Origin of the sequence: Streptomyces spectabilis, assembly GCF_008704795.1 — a bacterium.
Classification (GTDB): Bacteria; Actinomycetota; Actinomycetes; order Streptomycetales; family Streptomycetaceae; genus Streptomyces; species Streptomyces spectabilis.
Genome location: NZ_CP023690.1, coordinates 1217918 through 1237493 on the forward strand (window position 1 = coordinate 1217918; position 19576 = coordinate 1237493).

General features: G+C 73.8%; 16 protein-coding genes. 4 read left to right on the plus strand and 12 right to left on the minus strand.

The features are described 5' to 3' along the window. Window positions 1–246: 246 nt before the first annotated feature. From CP982_RS04715 to CP982_RS04745, 7 genes are read right to left on the minus strand one after another with little or no spacing between them, the layout of a single operon-like run. A complete protein-coding gene (locus CP982_RS04715; protein WP_150509315.1) occupies window positions 247–1326 on the minus strand; it encodes a LacI family DNA-binding transcriptional regulator in 1080 nt (359 codons plus the stop codon). A 43-nt stretch (window positions 1327–1369) separates the two neighbouring features. Continuing rightward, window positions 1370–2230 carry an ROK family protein gene (locus CP982_RS04720; protein ID WP_150509316.1) on the minus strand — a complete coding sequence of 287 codons (861 nt, stop codon included), beginning with the start codon at window positions 2228–2230 and terminating at the stop codon, window positions 1370–1372. Then, window positions 2227–3921: a class I mannose-6-phosphate isomerase gene (locus CP982_RS04725; protein ID WP_150509317.1), complete on the minus strand. Its 1695-nt coding sequence runs from the start codon at window positions 3919–3921 to the stop codon at window positions 2227–2229. The genes CP982_RS04720 and CP982_RS04725 overlap by 4 nt, the downstream gene beginning before the upstream one ends. A gap of 38 nt (window positions 3922–3959) precedes the next feature. Beyond that, entirely contained in the window at window positions 3960–7124 is a 3165-nt protein-coding gene (locus CP982_RS04730) for a glycoside hydrolase family 38 N-terminal domain-containing protein (RefSeq protein WP_150509318.1), read from the minus strand. A 25-nt stretch (window positions 7125–7149) separates the two neighbouring features. Continuing rightward, window positions 7150–7962 (minus strand): carbohydrate ABC transporter permease, encoded by an 813-nt coding sequence (locus CP982_RS04735; protein WP_150509319.1) that lies wholly within the window; start codon window positions 7960–7962, stop codon window positions 7150–7152. A 9-nt stretch (window positions 7963–7971) separates the two neighbouring features. Continuing rightward, window positions 7972–8955: a carbohydrate ABC transporter permease gene (locus tag CP982_RS04740; RefSeq protein WP_150509320.1), complete on the minus strand. Its 984-nt coding sequence runs from the start codon at window positions 8953–8955 to the stop codon at window positions 7972–7974. Next, entirely contained in the window at window positions 8952–10256 is a 1305-nt protein-coding gene (locus tag CP982_RS04745) for an ABC transporter substrate-binding protein (protein ID WP_150509321.1), read from the minus strand. Before CP982_RS04745 ends, CP982_RS04740 begins: the two co-directional genes overlap by 4 nt. A gap of 378 nt (window positions 10257–10634) precedes the next feature. On the opposite strand from CP982_RS04745, the gene CP982_RS04750 reads away from it, so the two are divergent. Then, window positions 10635–11264, plus strand: coding sequence for a LysE family transporter (locus tag CP982_RS04750; protein WP_229878849.1), 630 nt, complete (start codon window positions 10635–10637; stop codon window positions 11262–11264). A gap of 122 nt (window positions 11265–11386) precedes the next feature. Next, window positions 11387–11791: a tautomerase family protein gene (locus CP982_RS04755; RefSeq protein WP_150509322.1), complete on the plus strand. Its 405-nt coding sequence runs from the start codon at window positions 11387–11389 to the stop codon at window positions 11789–11791. A 27-nt stretch (window positions 11792–11818) separates the two neighbouring features. Here CP982_RS04755 and CP982_RS04760 read toward each other — a convergent pair whose 3' ends face one another. The 5 genes from CP982_RS04760 to CP982_RS04780 form a co-directional block, all read right to left on the minus strand. Next, window positions 11819–12589 carry a bestrophin-like domain gene (locus tag CP982_RS04760; protein ID WP_260422685.1) on the minus strand — a complete coding sequence of 257 codons (771 nt, stop codon included), beginning with the start codon at window positions 12587–12589 and terminating at the stop codon, window positions 11819–11821. 152 nt (window positions 12590–12741) lie between these two features. Then, the gene (locus CP982_RS04765) at window positions 12742–13749 is read right to left on the minus strand and encodes a cation diffusion facilitator family transporter (RefSeq protein ID WP_150509324.1); all 1008 of its coding nucleotides are present in this window, start codon (window positions 13747–13749) and stop codon (window positions 12742–12744) included. Window positions 13750–13973: 224 nt separating this feature from the next. Continuing rightward, the gene (locus tag CP982_RS04770; RefSeq protein WP_150509325.1) at window positions 13974–14468 is read right to left on the minus strand and encodes an RICIN domain-containing protein; all 495 of its coding nucleotides are present in this window, start codon (window positions 14466–14468) and stop codon (window positions 13974–13976) included. A gap of 170 nt (window positions 14469–14638) precedes the next feature. Then, entirely contained in the window at window positions 14639–15250 is a 612-nt protein-coding gene (locus CP982_RS04775; RefSeq protein ID WP_150509326.1) for a GNAT family N-acetyltransferase, read from the minus strand. 31 nt (window positions 15251–15281) lie between these two features. Beyond that, a complete protein-coding gene (locus CP982_RS04780) occupies window positions 15282–16673 on the minus strand; it encodes a helix-turn-helix domain-containing protein (protein WP_150509327.1) in 1392 nt (463 codons plus the stop codon). Between the two features lie 235 nt (window positions 16674–16908). Here CP982_RS04780 and CP982_RS04785 point away from each other — a divergent pair, with 235 nt between their 5' ends. Together CP982_RS04785 and CP982_RS04790 are read left to right on the plus strand one after the other, a co-directional pair. Further along, window positions 16909–18234 (plus strand): M64 family metallopeptidase, encoded by a 1326-nt coding sequence (locus CP982_RS04785; protein WP_150509328.1) that lies wholly within the window; start codon window positions 16909–16911, stop codon window positions 18232–18234. Window positions 18235–18338: 104 nt separating this feature from the next. After that, entirely contained in the window at window positions 18339–19547 is a 1209-nt protein-coding gene (locus CP982_RS04790) for a M20 metallopeptidase family protein (RefSeq protein WP_150509329.1), read from the plus strand. The last annotated feature ends 29 nt before the right edge of the window (window positions 19548–19576 follow it).

Sequence of the window (19576 nt, forward strand, 5' to 3'; positions counted from 1 at the left end):
TCGGGTGAACGGGGATGTGGATCAACCCGGTCCGGTAGGTGCTACCGGGCGGTAGGGGGACTTTCGGCCGAGATCGTTCGGTGGCTTGCGCCGCGCCGACAGCCCTCATCGATGGTGTGCACACACGGTGGCCGGGCGGGTACGGCGGCCGCGAGAGCGCACCGCACGGGCCGGGAAGTCCCCGCAGGGCTCGTCTCCCCGACCCGTGTGCGTCCGCAAGCTTGGCCAGTTCCCGGCGGTCGCCGATCAGCCGCCGTACTCGACCAGTTCGGTCGCGAGCACCACCCGGCGCGTGCTCGGGGGCGGGCCGGTCGCCGGGTCGTGGGCTCGTGTGCGGGCGCGGAGCAAGCGGCCTGCCTCGCGGCCGAGTTCGTCGCTGTCGTAGGCGACCAGAGTGAGGGGCAGGCCGAGGGCGTCGGCCAGTTCGAAGTCGTCGAAGCCCGCGAGGGCGGCGGCGGAGCGGGTCGCGCGCAGGGCCCTGAACGCCCCTATGGTGTTGCGGTTGTTGGAGCAGAACAGGGCCGTGGGCGGGTCCGGCAGGCGAAGGAGCGCGGCGGCCGCGCGCTCCGCCTGGTGGGGCTGGGTCTGGCCCTGGCGCACGTACCGCTCGTCGGCGGGCAGGCCCGCAGCGGCGAGGGCGGAGCGGTAGCCGCGCAGCCGCTCGGTGCCGGTGTAGACGGCGGGGGGCGAGCCGAGGAAGCCGATGCGGCGGTGGCCGCGCGCGATCAGGCGCGCGGTGGCGTCCCGGGCGCCGCCGAAGTCGTCGACCAGGACGCAGTCCGCGGCGAAGCCCTCGGGCGGGCGGCTGGCGAGGACCACGGGGACGCCCTCGGCGGCCGCGGCGGCGAGATGGCGCTGGTCGTCCCCCGCGGGCACGGCGATGATGCCGTCCACGCGGCGCCCCACCAGGTCGGCGACCAGGTCCCGTTCGGCGTCCAGGTCCTGCCGGGTGTTGCCTATGACCGTCTTGAGGCCGTCGGGGGCGAGCACGGCGTCGACGCCGAGGGCGAGCCGGGAGTAGAAGGGGTTGGCGAGGTTGGTGACCACCAGGCCGACGAGGCCCGTCCCGCGGCCCAGGCGCAGCCGGCGGGCCAGTTCGTTGGGCCGGTAGCCGAGGGCGGCGGCGGCCGCGCGGACCCGGTCGCGGGTGGCCGGGTGGACGCGGGGGTCGTCGCGCAGCACCCGCGACGCGGTCATGGCGCTGACCCCGGCCCGCTCGGCGACGTCCCGGAGGGTGGCCTTGCCGCTCCTGGACTCGCGCGCGGCGGGGCCGCCGCCCTCGGGCGCTCCCGCCCCGCTCTCGGGCCCATGCGGAGTTCCGGGCATGATGACCTTCCCTTTCCCACTGCGCGGTGTTCCCCGCCGCGGCCTACCGCGGCACGGTGTCCCGGCCCGCCGCGTGGAGCGCCGCCCCCACCAGCGCCGCGTCCCCGCCGATGGCGGCCGCGCGCAGGTCGGCCGGGGTGTCCCCCAGGCCGTCGCGCAGGGCCGGACCGACGAGGTCCCAGGACGCGGCCATGCCGCCGCCCACGATAAGCGCCGAGGCCCCGAACTCCCGGACGTACGGCGCGAGTACGACGCCGAGAGGGCGCAGGCAGTCGTGCAGGACGCGGGCGGCTCGGGCTTCGCCCGCGCGGGCGCGGGCGGCGATGTCCCGCACGTCCGCGTCGCGGTCGCCGTAGCGGGCGATGACGGCGCGGCGCGAGACGGTGTCCTCCAGCGGGCGGCCCTCGGCCCGGGTGAGGTCGATGCGGCCGAGCGGCGGCACGCCGGGCCCGTCGTGGCATGCGGCGCCGTCGGCGAGGAAGGCCGAGCCGACGCCCGTGCCGAGGGTGACGCCGACGCATCTGCGGTGGCCGCGCGCGGCGCCCGCGTGCCACTCGCCGAGCGCGAAGGCGTGCGCGTCGTTGAGGAACGCCACGCCCGCGGGCCGGGGCCGGACGCCGTCGAGCAGGACCGACCCCACGTCGATGCCGTACAGGTCGTCGAACTTGCCGACGCCCTCGTAGCGGGCGACGCCCTCGTCGTAGTCGAAGGGGCCGGGCAGGGCGACGCCCCACAGGTCGCCCGCCGCCGCGTCGAGGTCGGTGGCGCAGCGCACCACGGCGCCGAGGACGTGCTCGGCGCTGCCGCGCGCGTTCAGGGAGCGGCGCACCCGGCGGACGACGCGGGAGGCGTCGACGAGGGCGGCCGTCACATGGGTGCCGCCCAGTTCCAGGACGGCTCTCATGAGCGGTCCGCGGCGCTCGCGCGGACCAGCGCCTTGACGACCCGCACGGGGCCGCCGCGGGCGGCGACGCGGTACGGGCCGACGGCCGCGGGGACCGTCAGGGTCTCCGCGTACGACAGCGGATGCCGGTCGCCCGCCGCCGTGCGGAGTTCCACGCCCTCGCCGTCCACGACGTTCAGGACGTGGAAGCGCCCGGCGGTGTCGTCGGTGGCCTCGGCGTCGGCGTCCAGGGTGAAGCGCCGCACTTCGTAGAACATCTCGTCCAGGGCGCCGATGACCTCCTCGCGCCAGCCGGGTCCCGAGCGCAGGACGCGCGGCTCCTGGACCAGGTCGTGGGCCACGGCATCGCCGCGCCGCGCGGTGTCCAGGTTCGCGAGGCCGTGCTCGTAGGGCAGCGCGCGCGGCCTGCCGTCGGCGTCGGGACGCAGCCAGTCGTAGAAGCGCAGGCTGTAGAGGTACGGCGTGGCGCTGATCTCCAGGACGAGGTTGCCCGCGCCGCTGGCGTGCGGGGTGCCCGCGGGGATGAGGAAGAGGCGGCCCCGCTCGGCGGGGAAGGTGAGGACGTGGTCCTCGGGATCCATGGGCACGCCGTCCTTGGCGGCCTCCTCGACCTCCTTGCGGAACAGATCGGCGTCGGCGTCCTCGCGCAGGCCGAGGAAGACGCGCGCGCCGGGCCCGCCGACCGTCATGTAGTACGACTCGTGCTGGGTGTACGGCCAGCCGAAGCGCTCGCGCATGTACCGCTCGCGCGGGTGGCAGTGCACGGACAGATTCCCGCCGTCGACGGTGTCCAGGTAGTCGAAGCGGATCGGGAAGGAGGTGCCGAAGCGGGCGTGCGCGTCGGCGCCGAGCATCTCCTCCGGGTGCAGGACGCACAGGAGCTGGAAGGGTATTTCGGCCTGGCGGCCGGGTCCGGTCCCGATGAGGATGCCGGATTCGGGAGCGATGAGTTCGTAGCCGAGTGCCGTGTTGCGGGCACCCGCGTCGAAGCCGAGCCGCCGCTGCGCCCAATGGCCGCCCCAGGGCGTGGAGTTGAAGTACGGGCGGGTGCGCACCGGTCTACGGGCGAGGTCGGCGAGGGTGGCGCGCAGGCCCGTGCCGTCGAGGTGGACCGGCCGGTCGGGGTCCTGGACGTCGAGCCAGGCGTCGACGCGCGGGGCGAGGGCGTCGCGGTGCCGGTCGAGGACGGGCCAGTCGACGTAGAAGAGCCGCCTCAGGTCGCCGGGTTCGTGCGGAAGGCCCAGATTGCGGCCGGTGCCCGCGGCGACGGCGGCCTCCGCGTGCCGTTTGGGCACGTCGGCGTACCACAGGACGTCGTGGGGGACGAGCGACGCGCCGGGGCCGTACACGAGGCGGTACTCCCCCGGCGGCCCGTCCGCGCCGGGCAGTTCGTCGAAGAGGTCGCTGAGGGGGTTGTCGGCGAGCTTGCAGTAGTGGGGATCGCCGGAGCCGTCCTCGGTGCGCTCGCGGACAGTGCCCGGCGGGGCGTAGTGCGCGCGCACGTCCAGCGTCCGCACGGGTGCGGCGAGATGCTCGACGAGGCGGGACGCGAGGCGGTCGAAGTCCACGGACGGGGGCCCCTCCACGGCCACCGTCCGTGGACACCCCGGCAGTTGTGCGGCCACGGCGGGCCAGCCGGTGGCCATCACGGCCCCGGGCGCGGGGCCGTAACGAGGGTCGAGCCGGTACACACGGTCTCCTTACCGCTGCGACAGCGACGGGCCGGCTCTCACCGGCGCACGAACAGCACCGCCGCCGTGCCGAGGGCCGGCACGGCGACGCTCACCTCCCCGTCCTCCAGGGGCAGTTCGGCCCCCTTGCCGCCCAGGTAGCCCGCCTCGTGGGCGGCGCGCGCCGGGAAGCCGATCCGCACGCGGCACGCCACCCGTTCCTCGGCGAAGGACTGGAGCCGCAGCAGCGCCTCGCCCGGCCGGGGCGTGGTGGCCCCGACCAGGCGCACCCGCGGGTCGTCCAGGGCGGCGAAGCAGTGCGAGGCCGGGGCGTCCCCCGTGGCGCCCCGGGCCCGCACCGCCCGCAGCGGCCTGCTCCACGCCGCCGCCGTCCGGGTCCCGAGCCCGGTCGCCGTCGGACCGCAGGCGACGCTGTAGCGGAAGGTGGACTCGAAGCCCTGCTCGCTGGGGAAGTTGGTGTCCCACAGGTTGTTGTGGATCCAGGAGAAGACGGTGGCGGGCTCGTCGTGCCCGAGCGTCTTGGGGAACGGCGCGTACGGCAGCGCGATGTTGCCGAACTGCACAAGGGGCGCGTCCTGTGTGGACCAGGCGACCGCGAGCCCGTCGTCGGCGAGGGTGATCCAGCGGCGTACGGCCCGCATGTGCCGCGCCGAGCCCGGCACCACCGGCAGGCCCGTGCCGGTGGCGCCGCCGGAGGCCTCCATGCGGACGACGGGGCGTTCGAAGGCGAAGGGGAAGGCGAAGTAGGCGCTCTCCTTGCCGAGGGTGCGGTCCTTGTCCAGGCGGTTCTCGACGTCGAGCCGGGGGACGCCGTGCGGCAGCGTGAGCGTGACCCGCAAGCGGTTGGCGCCCGCCGGACGGGTCTCGTACGTGACCGACTCCGCGGTCGCGGTGGAGCGGCGGTCGATGAGGGCCGCGGGCGGGGCGACGGCGCGCCGCCCCAAGTGCTCCAGGCGCTCGGAGGCGGTCGTGCGGCTGGAGTTGTGGTTGAAGGCCCCTGCGGTGGTGTAGCTGTCGTGGACGTAGGCGTTGAAGCCGACGATCGCGTCCGCGCGGACGAGCTCGCGACCGGTCGACTTGTCGACGACGGAGGCCACGCAGGCCTGGGCGAGGTCGACGCGGACCGCCAGGTACTCGTTCTCCAGGAGCGTCGGGTCGGGGTGGGCGGCCGCGCGTGCGGCGCTCTCGGCGGGGTCCTCGCGCTCGGTGCCGCCGGTGGGGTTCCAGCCGGTGGCGGCCTTGACGGCGGCGGGTGCCCGGCGCCGCCCGGCCCGGCCGCTGTCGGCCCGTACGTCCAGGCGCACCGTACCGGCCGACGGCACCTCGTCCACGCGGACCAGCAGGAAGCGGCCCGCGTCCCGGTGGTCGTCGTTGGTCTGGGGCCGCTCCTCGTGGGCGAGGGCGCGGCCGTCGCGGGCGTCGTGCACGGTCACCGGCCGGTCCAGCGGCACCGTGCTCTCGGGCAGGAAGATCCGTACGACGTCGGTGCGCGGCCACGAGCAGGTGTTCACCACGTGGTACGTGGCCACGGCGCCGGGCGCGGCGGCGAGGCGCTGGCCGAGCCGGGCGCTCGCCCGGCGCAGCAGCGACCGGCCGTCGTCGTGGGCGCGCATCGCCTGCCCGTACTTCCAGTGCCACTGGTGCTCGCCGGAGTGGCCGCCCTCGTCGCCGTGCGTCCACGGGTCGCCGGCGCCCCAGGTGTGCTCGTCGAAGAGCGACACCGCCTCGTACACCCCGGCGGCGTCGCGCGTGTCGTCCTCGGCCCCCGTGGCGTCGAGGAGGGCGGCGAACGTGCCGATGGTCTGGGCGTCGGCGACCTCGGACTGGGCGGTGCGGGCGAGCGAGAGCGGGCGGGCGCCCGCTCCCACGCCGTCCACCCACCAGTCGGTCCAGTCGCCTTCGAAGGTGCGGATGCCGTCGCCGATCCTGACCTCGGCGTCGCGGAAGAAGTCCTCGTTGCGGGAGAGCCTGAGGCGCGGGTAGGCCCAGGTCTCGTTCCAGCGGCGCACGGTGTCGGCGATGACGCGGCGCGGCGGCGCGTTGTCGCCGAACTTGCCCTGCACCCGCAGGTGCAGCACGTCCCACGGATACGGCTCGCGCTTGACCTCCACCTGGTCCATGGCCCAGCCGAAGATGCCGCCCCGGTAGGGGTAGGGGTGGGTGGCGAGCGAGGTGAGGTAGGCGGGCAGCAGGTCGTCGACGTCCGCGTACGAGGTGTCGAAGCCGAGCAGCGGTCCCTCCATGTAGGCCAGGCCGTGCGGGGTGTCGGTGACCCACACCAGGACGCTCGCGCCGCTCGGGGCGCGCCAGCGGAAGAGGCGCGGCAGCTTCTCGCCGCCGACGAGGTGGGGCACCGAGCGGCCCGCCCAGTTGTGCGCGACGGACAGATGGCGGACGCCCGCCTGGGCGAGGGCGTCGACGAGCCCGACGACCGCGCCCGGCACGTCGGTCTGCATCGCGGAGGTGAGGGTGACGCCGTACCGCTCGCGGACGTCGTGGGCGAGGCGGAGCAGTTCGTGCAGCTCGTCCGTGGAGCAGGTCTCGGTGTGCAGGTTGAACGGCATCGCCGTCAGCTCGATGCGCCCCTCCCGCACGCGCCGCATCAGCTCCTCGACCTGCTCGGCGGGCCGGGCGTCCGCCCACTGCTTGAAGGACCACAGGGACTCGACGCACCAGCGGAACCGGGACTCCGGCGGCCAGTCGTCGGTCGCCCGGGTCAGTTCCAGACAGGAGTCCAGGAACGACAGGTGTTCGTTCAGGACCTGCCCCTGGGGGTCGGTGTAGCCGATGTCGAGGTGCGAGTGGTGCACCAGGTGCACCGTCCACCGGCGCTGCGGGGTCAGCTGGACGGCGATGCCGTCGGCCCCGTCCGGCAGTCCCATGGTCAGGCGCGTCACCGCGTCCACGGCGGGCACCAGGAGCCGGGCACCGCCGCCGGGTCCGGCCACGCGCTCGGCGCGCACCGCCGCGCCCGACTCGGTGCGCACGGCCAGGTCTTCGGGGACCCGGGAGCCGCCCACGGGGTCGATCCGCAGTGACTGGAGCAGGGTGCCGTCGGCCGCCTCCCGCAGCAGGGGTTCCTCGCTGAGCCGGAGCGCGGCGCCGTCCAGGGTGCCCTCGGCGGCGACCACGCCGGAGCGCAGGCTGGCGCGGATGCGGTCGTTGTCCCAGTCGGCGGTGCGGACCAGGGCCCGTGTGGTCATGCGGATCTCCCCGGGTGGCGGGCGGTCAGCGGACGGACGCGGCCATGCCGCGCAGGAACAGGCCGCGGAAGACCAGGAACAGCAGCAGCGTGGGCACGGAGACGACGAGGGCGCCCGCGAGGATCACGGGCGGCCCGCTGGAGGCGTAGGTGGCGCGAAGGGTGGCCAGGGAGGCCATGACCGGCTGCACGTCGCCGCTGCGGCTGAGGGTGAGCCCGAGCAGCAGGTCGTTCCAGACAGCGGTGAACTGGAAGAGGAAGGCGGCGCCGAGCCCGGACCGCATCAGCGGTACGTGGACGCTCCAGAAGACGCGGATGAAGGAGGCGCCGTCGATGAGGGCCGCCTCCGTCAACTCCGGTGGCATCGTGGTCATCTGATTGCGGATCAGGAAGAAGGCGAAGGGCACGGCCCAGGCGACGTACACGAGCATGAGGCCGAGCCGGGTGTCGTACAGGTTGGCGTCCGCGTACAAGCCGAACAGCGGCGCGAGGAAGACCTGGAGCGGGAAGAGCGTGCCGGAGTAGATCAGCCAGAACCAGAACGCGGGCCGCGGGATCGGCAGGACGACCACCGCGAACGCCGCCATGGCCGCGACGAGCACCGCGACCAGGCCGCACACGACGGCGTACAGGAGCGAGGCCTGGAAGCTGTCGCCGATGCCCGCCTCGTCCCAGGCGGTCCGCACGTTGTCGACGAGCGCGAAGCCCTGGAAGGTCCAGCCGGGCTTCCCCTCGTACTCGGCCACGGGGGTCAGCGCGTTGACGACGAGCAGGTACAGCGGGAGCAGCCAGAGCGCGACGCACCCGGCGACGAAGACGTGCCGTCCCATCCGGCCCATGACGCCCCCTCAGGCCTTCGCCCAGCCCGTGTCGGGCATCTGACGGCTCAGGTACAGCCAGGACGAGGCGACGACGACCACGGAGAGGACGAGGGCGATCGCCGAGCCGTAGCCCACGTGGAAGAGGCGGAACGTCTCGCGGTACATGGTCAGGGCGAGGGTCTCGGAGGAGCGGGACGGGCCGCCCTGGGTGAGGATCCAGATCATGTCGAAGGCCTTCAGACTGTTGACGATGGCCATGCCGACCACGACGACGGTCACGGCGCGCAGTTGGGGCAGCGTGATGTACCGGACCATGCGCCAGCCGTTCGCGCCGTCAAGGCGGGCCGCCTCGACGGTGTCCCGGGGGATGGCGCGCAGGCCGATGGCGAAGAGCACCACGTTGAGGCCCGTCGCCTGCCAGGTGCTCGCGACGATGAGGGCCAGGGTGTTCTGCGGCCACTCCAGGAGCCAGAGCTGCGCCCACGAGTCGAGGCCGACGGCGCGCAGGGCCTGGTTGACGGCGCCGTCGGAGGTCAGCATGAAGTACCACAGGGCCGCGGTGGCGGTCCCGGAGATCGCGAAGGGCAGCACGATCACCAGCTGGGCGACGCCGCCCCAGCGGAGCCGGTGCGTGGCCAGGGCGATGACGAGCCCGGCGAGCACCGGCAGGAGCAACGTCCCGGCCACCCACATCAGGGTGTTGAGCAGGGAGCGGCCGAAGATGGGGTCGTCGGCGAGCCGGGTGTAGTTGTCGAGCCCGGTGTAGCTGCTCGTGAAGCCGTTGTCCTCGAAGAAGCTGCCGTAGACGCTGCGCAGGAACGGGTACACGAGCAGGACGCCCACGAACGCGAAGGCGGGCAGCGCCCAGGGCAGCGCGGTCAGCGGCCCGCCGAGCCGGGCGCCGGGGCGCGCCGCCCGGTGGGGAGTGCGCAGGGGCACGCGCCTGCGGCGGCCGCGGGGCTCGCGGGCGGGCGGCGCGGGCACACCGGTGGAGGGCACGGTGCCGGTCATGTCCCGGCCTCCCGCCACACCTTCCACGCGTCGTCGGCGCGGTCCTGCATGGTGCGCAGGACCTTCCGGTACGAGGGCGGGTTGAGCAGGAATCCGGCGAGGTCGTCGACGGTGGCCTCGACGAGTTCGGGCGGGCCCTGCTCCCAGAAGCGGTTGAGCAGCCACAGCCGGTCGCCGCGGACCTTCTTCTGGAGTCCGGCGATCACCGGGTTGGCGGGGGCGACCCCGGGGTTGGGGCAGCCGTCCTGGAGGCTGTGCGAGAAGGCCTTCATGACGGCCGGGTGCAGCCAGGCGCGGGTCGCCTTCAGGGCCTCTTCGTGGTCGGGCCCCTTGACGGTGGCGACGAGGGCGCTGGACTCGAAGATGACGCTGGGGCGGGCCCCGGGCTCGGCCATGGGCAGCACGAAGGCGCCCATGTTCGCGCCGGGCCTGGCACCCGCGGCCACGAGCGTCGAGCCGAGCCAGGTGCCGCAGGGCACCATGCCGACCTTGCCGTGCACGAGGGCCGCGGCGGCGTCGACGTGGTTCATGTCCATGGGCGTGAACCAGTCCCGGTCGAAGAAGGAGACCAGGGTGCGCAGGGCGCGTTCGGCGCGCGGGTCGGTGTAGCGCGCGCGGCCGTTCATCAAGTCCTCGTAGAAGCGCGGGTCCTGGCGGCTGAGGATCTCCTGGAACCAGATGAAGGACGGCCAGCGGCCGTCGGCGGTGCCGTGCAGCGGGGTCACCTTGTTGCGCTTGAGCCGGGCGCAGACGGCGAGGAAGTCGTCCCAGGTGCGCGGCGGCTCAAGACCGTGCTCGGCGAACACCTCGGGGTTGTGGAAGAACACCCAGTACGCGAGGTTCATCGGCAGGCCGTAGACGCGCCCCCGCTCGGTGAACGCGGAGCGCAGCGAGGGGTCGGCCCAGCCCTTGCGCTCGGCGCGGTCCCACGTCGCGGAGAGGTCGACGACGCCACCGGTGCGGGCCAGGTCCTTCAGTCGGTAGCCGGACCAGTACTTGAGCATGTCCGGGGTCTTGCGGGTGCGCAGCGAGGACTTGACCACCTGCTCGAAGGACTCCAGGAGCGGGTTGACCTCGGGGACCAGCTGCAGCCCCGCGACGCCCCGCATGGCCTTGCCCGCGGCCGTCATCGGCGCGGCCCAGGCGGCGCTGTCCCCGAACACGGCGACCTTGCCGCGGGGTTGGCCCTGGTCCGTGCCGCAGGCCGTGGCGAGGGCCCCGGTGGCGGCCGCGGCGGCGGCGCCGGTGAACAGGGTGCGGCGCGCCAGGGCGGGCGGTGCGGTGGGCGTGGTACCGGACATGGGCGGCCCCCAGGTGGGTCCCGTGCGTCCCGGGTCGTCCCCCGGGTGTGTACCGGTGTGTACCGAGCGGCACCGGGTGCGTCCGGGGCGTGCCCCGGCCCGGTGTTAGCGTTAACACGAGCGAGATGGAGCGTCGCGGGGGCGGGGGCGGATGTCAAGGCCCGGCGTAGCGTTCGCGCCACGCGGGGGTTTGCGGAGCGCGCCGCTCCGCAAACCCGGCCCGCCGGTAAACCAGTTGCCCGCCACCCCGCCTCCGCCCCAGGCTCAGGGCATGTTCACCGAACCCGTCACCACCCCGCTGCCGCTCGCCGCCGTCGTCCGTCGGACGCGTGGCCGGCAGCAGCCCGGCCTGCCGGGGAGGCCCGCGCTGCCGCGCCGGTGAGCGGGCACCTCGTCGCGGGGCTCGTCGCCGGGTACGGCATCGCCATGCCGGTGGGGGCGGTCGCGACGTATCTGGTGGCGCTCACCGCGCGGACGTCGTGGCGGGTGGGGGCGTGTGCCGCGCTCGGGGTGGCGACGGCGGACGGCCTCTACGCCCTGGTCGCCACCGTCGCGGGGGCCGCGGCAGCGCGCGTCGTCGAGCCGGTGCTGGGTCCGCTGCGCTGGGTCTCCGCGTTCGTCCTGATCGCCCTCGCCGTGCGCGCGGCCACCGCGGCCGTCCGGCAGCACCGCGCCCCGCGAACGGCCGCGCGTCGCGACAGCGGCCCGACGAGCCCGGCTCGCGCGTACACCACCTTCCTCGGCATCACGCTGCTCAACCCCGCCACCGTCGTGTACTTCGCGGCGCTCGTGGTGGGCGGCCGGTCCGGCACGGGCACGGACCACCTGGGGCAGGCGGTGTTCACCCTCGCCGCCTTCGCGGCCTCCGCGAGCTGGCAACTCCTCGTCGCCGGGAGCGGCGCGCTCCTCGGCCGCGCCCTGACGGGCCGCCGGGGCCGCCTGGTCACGACGTTGGCGTCCAGCGCGGTGATCACGGGGCTTGCGGTCCATCTGCTGGTGGCGTCCTGAGTCACGCCTGTGGGCGGGGCGTTGTACTCCTGGTCGGGCTCCTGGGCGGGCCGATCGCTGTACCTACTAGTATGTACAGTATGCGGCCCGCCCCGGCCGACCCCCTTCCGAAGGAGCCCGCCATGCCCCTCGTCCGCATAGACGCCCTGCGCGCCGACGGCGCGCGCCTCGACGCGCTCGGGCGGGCCGTCCATGACTCGCTCGTGGAGACCATCGGCATTCCGCCCGACGACCACTTCCAGATCCTCACCAGCCACGACGGCGACAGCAGCACGCTGCGGCACGGGAACTACCTGGGCGTGCGCCGGGACGACGGGATCGTCTACGTCGTGATCACCATGCGGGCCGGGCGCACGCCCGGCCGGAAGCGCGCCCTGTACCGGCGCATCGCGGAACTGGCCGAGGAGTACGCGGGAACCGAGCCGCGGAACGTGTTCGTCACCGTGCTGGAGAACGAGTCGGCCGACTGGTCCCTCGGCCACGGCGAGGCCCAGTACGCCCCCGCCCCCAAGACCTCCGGCCAGTAGCCCCCCGGTCCGGCAACGCCCCCACCGTCACCAGAACTGCGCCAGCGTGCCCTCCCTGTACGGCGCCGGGCTCACGCTGATCTCGCCGGCGAAGGGGCGGTCGAGGACCAGGACGAGCAGCAGGCTGAAGCCGATGAGGGCGGCGATGGCGCCGACGAAGAGCAGACGGACCTTGCGGTTTCGGTTGCCGTACAGGAAGGTCACGGGGATGATCACCAGCGCGCCGCCGTACACCAGCACCTGGAGCAGCGGCGGGAGTTCCTGGTGGGACTGGGTGAGCCGGGCCCTGCGCTGGGCCACCACGTCGTTGAGGTGCGTGATGGACTCGCGGTAGAAGGCCCGCTGCGGCCCGTCGTCGGGCTCGTACGCCTGGAGGACGGCGTAGATCCCGTCGATCTGGCGCTGGGTGACGGCGTGGTCGGCCCTGCCGGTGCGCATGAGCGGCCACTGCCGCTCCACCACCGCGTGTACGTAGACGCTGACGGCGGCCTCCATCTGGCTGCGCTCGGCGGGCGGGAACGCCCGCACGTTCCGCACGACCTGCTCCAGGTCGGACGCCTCGGCGGAGACCACGGTCTCGGCCTCCTCCAGCTGTGTCCACAGCGTCACCACGACGAAGGCGAGGATGATGCCGTAGATCGCGGCGAAGACGCCGAGCACCACGCCGACCATCTCGTTGTGGTCGCCGTCGGCCAGCGAGGGCCAGCGGCGGTGGGCCAGCTCGCTGCCCGCGACCGACAGGACCAGGATTCCGCCGACGACCATCGCCACCAGCGACAGCATGGAGAAGTTGTTCAACAGCCAGACTCCCACGGGCACTCCGACACGTCAGACAACGGTGGACGTCACGTTGTTCTGCGCGGAGCCCGCCGCCGGTATGCGCCGCTCACCGAGCACCACCCGTACGGGGACGGGCCGCCCAGCGGACCCGCCCCCTCCGCTCCGTCGGGTCAGGGGACCCGGCGGGCGCTCCGGTGTGTCGGGCCGTGGCCGCCCACGCAGTGCGGGGCGGCGGAGGCGGGCGGCGCCGCTCCGGCGGCCGGGTCCTCGTGGTCGATCTGGAGCGTGGTGTGCGTGAGTCCGTACGCGTCGGCGAGGCGCTTGTCCAGGTCGCGCCGCACGGCGTGGCAGTCGCCGCCGGGGTGGACGAGGACGTGGGCCGACAGGGCGGGCTCGCCGGAGGTGATGGTCCAGATGTGCAGGTCGTGGACCTCCGCCACGGAGGGCATCCCGGCCAGCTCGTGCCCGATCGCGTCCGGGTCGAGGCCCGCGGGCGCCGCTTCGAGCAGGATGCGGCCGGAGTCGCGGAGCAGCCCGCAGCCCGCCTTGACCATCAGGACGACGACGAAGAGCGTGGCGATGGTGTCGGCGCGCGCGAAGCCCGTGGTCATGACGATGACGCCCGCGACGGCGGTGCCGATGAAGGCGTACAGGTCGTTCAGGATGTGCTGGTACGCGCCCTCGACGTTCAGCGAGGCGCGGTTGGCCTTGGACAGGCACCAGGTCGCGGCCAGGTTGACGGCAACGCCGCAGAGCGCGGTGACGAGCACCATCCAGCCGGTGACCTCCGGCGGGTGCAGCAGCCGCCGCACGGCCTCGAAGCCGAGCCACGCGGCGGCGAGCAGCAGCGTGAGCCCGTTGGCCTGGGCGGAGAGTATCTCCGCCCGCTTGAGGCCGAAGGTGTACGTGCCCTTGGCGGGCCGCGCGGCGAGCCGCATCGCGACGAGCGCGAGCACGATGGAGAAGGCGTCCGTGAGCATGTGGACGGCATCGGAAATCAGCGCGAGGGAACCGGCCATGAAAGCGATGACCGTCTCGACGGCAATGAAAACGCCAATCAATACGAGTGCGAGCGAAAGCCATCGCCGGTCGGCGTCCGCGGAGACGCCGTGGCTGTGCCCGGAGTGGCCTCCGTCCTGGTGTTCGTGCCCGTGCTGATGCGGGTGAGCGTGCCCCACGGAGTTTCCCCCCACGTGTGCCGACGGCGGCTGACGCACGGGAGTCAATCGCAATTCGGCGACCACCGCAAAGGCTGCATCGGTGACCGTTTTCACTGCCGATTGGGACCCGGACGCAGCGGCGCCGCACACCTGGAAATGCCTTCAGAGATCGGCTGAATTCACTCCGTTTGAACTCGGCTCGGACCCGACTTGGAGCCGACATGGCCCCGACGGCCGGCGGCTCACGCCTCGAGGTACCACCGCTGGCTGCCGATGGCGCCGTTGCACGTCCAGATCTGTACGTCGTGCCCGCGGCCGGCGCCGCCACGGCCGTCGAGGCACAGGTCCGGCCGCAGGTCGCTCACGAGGCTGCCGCTCCGGTAGGTCCAGCGCTGGCCCGCGCCGCCGTTGCAGTTCCAGATCTGGACGTCCTGGCCGGGCGTGGCCACCCCGCCCCGCACGTCGAGGCAGAGGTCGGGCCGCAGGTCGCTGACGATGCTGGTGCCGCGCCATGACCAGCGCTGGCCCGCGCCGCCGTGACAGTCCCAGACCTGCACGTCCTGACCCGGCGCCGAGACCCCGCCCCGCACGTCCAGGCACTTCCAGCTCTCGTAGGCGGTGATCCTGAACTTGGCGTCGGCCCGGGCGGGAGCGGCCGCCAGGAGTCCTGCGGTCAGGGCGGCGACGAGGCCGGTCACGGCCATCGTGGTGCGCGTACGACGGTTGGCCTTGCGCATGGTTCTCCCATTCCTCGGGTTCCTCGGGCGGATTCCGCATCCGAGAATGACGGGGAACCGTGGAACAGGAAAGGGCCGTTCCGGTGAGCGGAACCGACACGGGTGTGAACCGTTCCCCCTGTCCGGCCCGAGCTATGGGCGGCGGAAATCCAGCGGCAAGAACGAGGCGTCTATTTCCCCGATTCCCCCCTTCCGCACGGAGGTTCTCCCGGGCCGGTGCCCTGCCCCGGGAACACGTAAAGGACCTGCGGCTCCCCCCAGGCCACGAAGTGGTCGTCGGCGGTGGCGCCGAGGGTGTCGAGGAGGCGGCGCGAGCGGGTGTTGGCGCGCTGGGTGACGGCGACGACGCCGGGGATGGCGGAACGCATCGCCTCCCGGGCCCAGCCGACGACGGCGTGGACCGCCTCGCGGGCGTAGCCGTGGCCCCAGTGCTCGGGCAGGAGCTGGTAGGAGACCTCGGTGCGGCCGTCGTGCCCGTCGGCCTCGGCCACGACGAGGCCGAGGACCTCGCCGTCGTGCCGTACCACGGTGAACGCCCCGGGCACGCCCACGCAGTGCCGCTCGCGCGCCCGGACGACGTCGGCGGGCACGGGGCCGCCGAGGTGCCGTCTGACCTGTGGGTCCGTCCACAGCCGGACGGCGTGCGGCACGTCAGGGCGCGCGACCGGGCGCAGGGTCAGGCGCTCGGTGGCGAGCGTCGTCGGCCAGTCGCGCACCGGCTGTCCCGGAGCCTCGGCCGGTGCTGTGGATCTTTCCGCTGTCGTGCCCCCATCGGATGTCATGGCCCAATCGAAGCAGAGCCAAGATCGTGGTTCACAGGGGCGGGGTCGCGGGGGCCGGGCCCAGGGTCGTCGTACCGGGGGCGGCCCGGTGGCCGAGGCCCGTGCGGTAGGCGTCGAGGGCGGCTTCGACGCGCCCGGTGCGCCGCAGCAGGTCGCCGAGGAGCCGGCACAGGTCGGCGAGGTCCCCGGCCGCGCTGGAGCGCTCCAGGAGGGACAGGGCCGCGCAGTAGTGCTCCTCCGCGGACTCGGTGTCGCCGCGCTCCTCCGCGATCAGGCCGAGCAGGCGGTGCGCGCCGCCCGCGTGCACGGCGCCGCGCTCGGCGCCGAGCGGTCCGGTGCCGGCGCCGTCCGCGCCGGAGGTGAGCAGCGGCCGCAGGAGCGCCTCCGCCTCGGCCGTCTTGCCGCGCCGCCTGAGCACGTCGGCGAGCTCGACCTCGACCTGCTCGGTGAAGAGCGCGGCCCGCTTGGATGCCAGCATGTCCCGGGCCGTGCGCAACTCGCTCTCGGCGCCCTCCAGATCGCCGTCCTGCGCGTGGACGTAGCCGCGCATCCAGTGGCAGTGGGCGAGTTCGGTGCGGATGTGCAGCTGCCGGTAGAGCTCCTGCGCCTTGGCGAGGGACGCGTCGGCCTCGGCGGTGCGGCCCTCGGCGATGAGCGTGCGGGCGACGCCGCGGTGCATGTGGGCGACGAGCGCGGGGTCGCTGACGCGCGGGGCGAGGGCGAGGGCCAGTTCGGCGGCGTGGGCGGCGCGGGCGTGCGCGCCCATGTCCATGTACGGCGCGATGGACGCCGTGTAGAGGAGCAGCAGCGCGTCGGGGTCGTGCAGGCCCGCCGCGTCGAGTTCGTCGAGGGTGGTCTCCAGGAGGTAGCAGGCGTACCGCAGTTCGCCGGTGAGCAGGTGCGCGGTGGCGCGGCCGCGGATGGCGGGGACGCGGCGCGGCAGCGGCTCGTCGGCGAGGAGCCGCTCCACGGCGGCGAAGCAGTCGCGGGCGTCGGTCAGTTCACCGGATTCCAGGAGGCAGTCGCCGAGCCCCTGGAGCGCGGTCGCCTGTTCGGGCACGAGGCCGTGCGCGACGGCCTCCTCGTGCAGGGCGCGGAAGACGGCGGCGGCGTCCTCGGGCGCGCCGGTGGCGAGGGCGCGCCGGGCGTCGGTGAGCCGCAGCCGCAGATCGGTGGCGAGCCGGGCGGGCCGCCCGGTGGCCAGCTCCTCGTAGCCGACGCCGAGGCGTCCCGCGAGGTGTCTGAGGGCCGCTTCGGACGGGCGTACCTTGCCGGACTCCAGGGTGGACACGTACGCGGGCGTGTAGGCCGGTTCGGCCAGCTGCCGCTGGGTGAGCCCCCGTTCGGTGCGCAGCCGCAGCACGCGGCGGCCGATTTCGGCCGGGTCGTCGAGCCGCGCCCCCTCGGGGCTGTTTTCCGCCACCTCTCCCCCTCCGTGGATCCTCCGTGGGTCCGTGACCTGAGCTAAGTCGATGGACACGGGCGTTGGATAGGGGCCGGACGGGTTTGCCCGGTGGCGTGAACCCACTCTCAACTCATGTGCCTCAAGTGAAACTTCACAGACCCATTGCCTCTTCCTTCACGGGCCTCTACGTTGAGCGGCGCATTAATTCTACTTAACTCTCCGCTTAACCCGTCGCCTTGAGGAGGCCCCCCACATGGCCAGCGATATATCTGGCATATCAGCCCACATCAGACGCAAGCGCTTCCGGGTCGCCCTCGCGGCGGGCGCCACGCTCGCGGCGACCCTCTCCGCGACGGGGGGCGCGGCCGCCCACCCGGAGCCCTCCGCCACCGGATCCCCGCAGGCGGTCGAGTACTTCGGCAAGGACGGGCACCCCCGCCACACCGAGGTGCCCGCGCCCGCCCCGCTCAGCGGCCAGGAGCGCGCACGGATCGCGGGCGACGGCGACGTCGTGCCGATCGTGCAGAACGGCCCCGTCGGCACCAAGGCCGACGTCGTCTTCATCGGCGACGGCTACACCGCAGCCCAGCAGGAGGACTTCCACGCCGACGTCCGCACCAAGTGGGCGGAGGTCTCCAAGGTCGAGCCGTACGCCTCGTACAAGAACCTCTTCAACGTCTGGGCGGTGGACGCCCACTCGCGCCAGTCGGGCGTCTCGGGCGACCCGTCGAGCGACGTCCGCAGGGACACCGCGCTCGGCTCGTACTTCTACTGCGACGACATCGAGCGCCTGCTGTGCGTCGACACCAACAAGGTCGAGTCGTACGCCCGCAAGGCGGCGGACCCCGACGTGGTGATCGTGCTCGCGAACTCCACGAAGTACGGCGGCGCGGGCTACAACGACATCACCTCGCCCTCCGGCTACGACGGCATCGCCACCGGCTCCTCCGACAACGCCAAGTCCTCGCAGGTCGTCGTGCACGAGCTCGGCCACTCGCTCGGCAAGCTCGCGGACGAGTACTGGTACGACGAGTACGGCACCTACACGGGCGCCGAGCCCGCCTGGCTGAACAGCAGCAAGCTCACGGCCGCGCAGCTGACCGCGCAGAAGAAGAAGTGGTACCGCTGGATCGGCCAGGCGTCCCCCGACGGCGGCACCGTCGGCGCCTACGAGGGCGGCAACTACTACCCGCGCGGCCTCTACCGGCCCACCGACAACTCGATCATGCGCACGCTGGGCCGCGAGTTCAACCTGCCCGGACGCGAGGCGATGATCGCGGGCTTCCACCGCCACGGCTCGGTGGTCACCAGCACGACGCCCACGGACAGCGAGGTGCGCCGCAAGCAGCGCGTCACCGTCCGGGCGGGCGCCGGCGTCCGGCTGCGGTGGTACGTCGACGGCCGCGCGGCCAAGAAGGTCAAGGACGCCCGGTCCGTCACGCCGCGCGCCCTGGGCGTGCCCGCCGACGGGCGCCGGCACACGATCTTGGTGCGCGCCAAGGACATGACGAAGGCGGTCCGCGACCCGGAGCTGCGCAAGCTCCTGACGGGCGAGCTGACCTGGAAGGTCACCCGCTGAGGCGCGGGTCTCGCATGACGGGACCCCGGGCGGGGCAGCCTTCTGGCCGTCCTGCCCGGGGCGGCCGACGGCCGTCCCGCCCCGTTCACCGGAGGTGCGACGCCATGACCGCCGACGCCCCGCGGCCCCTGCTCACGCAGGCCCGCCGGTTACTGCCCGACCTCGTCTCGACCCGGCGCGCGCTGCACCGGGCACCGGAGCTCGGTCTGCACCTGCCCCGGACGCAGGCCACGGTCCTCGCGGCCCTGGCGGAACTGCCCCTGTCGGTCACCACGGGGAAGCGGCTCAGCTCCGTCGTGGCCACCCTCGACGGCGCGCGCCCCGGGCCCACGGTGCTGCTGCGCGGCGACATGGACGCGCTGCCCCAACGCGAGGACACCGGCCTGGAGTTCGCGTCCGAGCTGCCGGACGCCATGCACGCCTGCGGGCACGACCTGCACACGGCGATGCTGATCGGCGCCGCCCGGCTGCTCGCCGCGCGCCGCGACGAGCTGCGCGGGCGCGTGGTGTTCATGTTCCAGCCGGGCGAGGAGGGCGACGGCGGCGCCCGGCACATGATCGACGAAGGGGTCCTCGGGACCCGTGGCGACGGCGGCGTGGACGCGGCCTTCGCCCTGCACGTCTCCACCCGGCTCGGCTCCGGCACGCTGCACCTGCGCCCCGGGCCGACGCTCGCCGCCTACGACTCGCTGCACGTGACGGTCCGCGGCCGCGGCGGCCACGCGTCGGCGCCGCACCGCGCCCTCGACCCCGTGCCGGTCGCCTGCGAGATCGTGCAGGCCCTGCAGACGATGGTGACGCGCACGGTGCACGTCTTCGACCCCGCCGTGGTCACCGTCGCCAGGATCACGGCGGGCACCACCACCAACATCATCCCGGAGACCGCCGAACTCCACGGCACCCTCCGCACGTTGACCCCCGGCACGCGGCGGCTGCTGCGGGAGAACGTGGCCCGCGTCGCGCACCACGTCGCGGCCGCGCACGGCGCGACGGCCGAGGTGGAGCTGCCGGAGGGCTATCCGCCCGTCGTCAACGACCCGGACCGCACCGCGGCCGCGAAGGCCGCCGCGGCCGCGCTGCTCGGTCCGGACCGCGTCCACGACCTGGCCGAGCCCGTCATGGGCGCGGAGGACTTCTCGTACGTCCTCGAACGGGTCCCCGGCACCATGGCCTTCCTGGGCGCCTGCCCACCGGGGGCGTCGCCCGACGAGGCACCCGACATCCACTCCAACCGCGTCGTCTTCGACGAGGACGCCATGGCCGCCGGGTGCGCCGTCCACGCGGCCGTCGCCCTGCGCTTCCTGGGCGACTGACCGCGCGGACGTCCCGGACCGCCGACGGC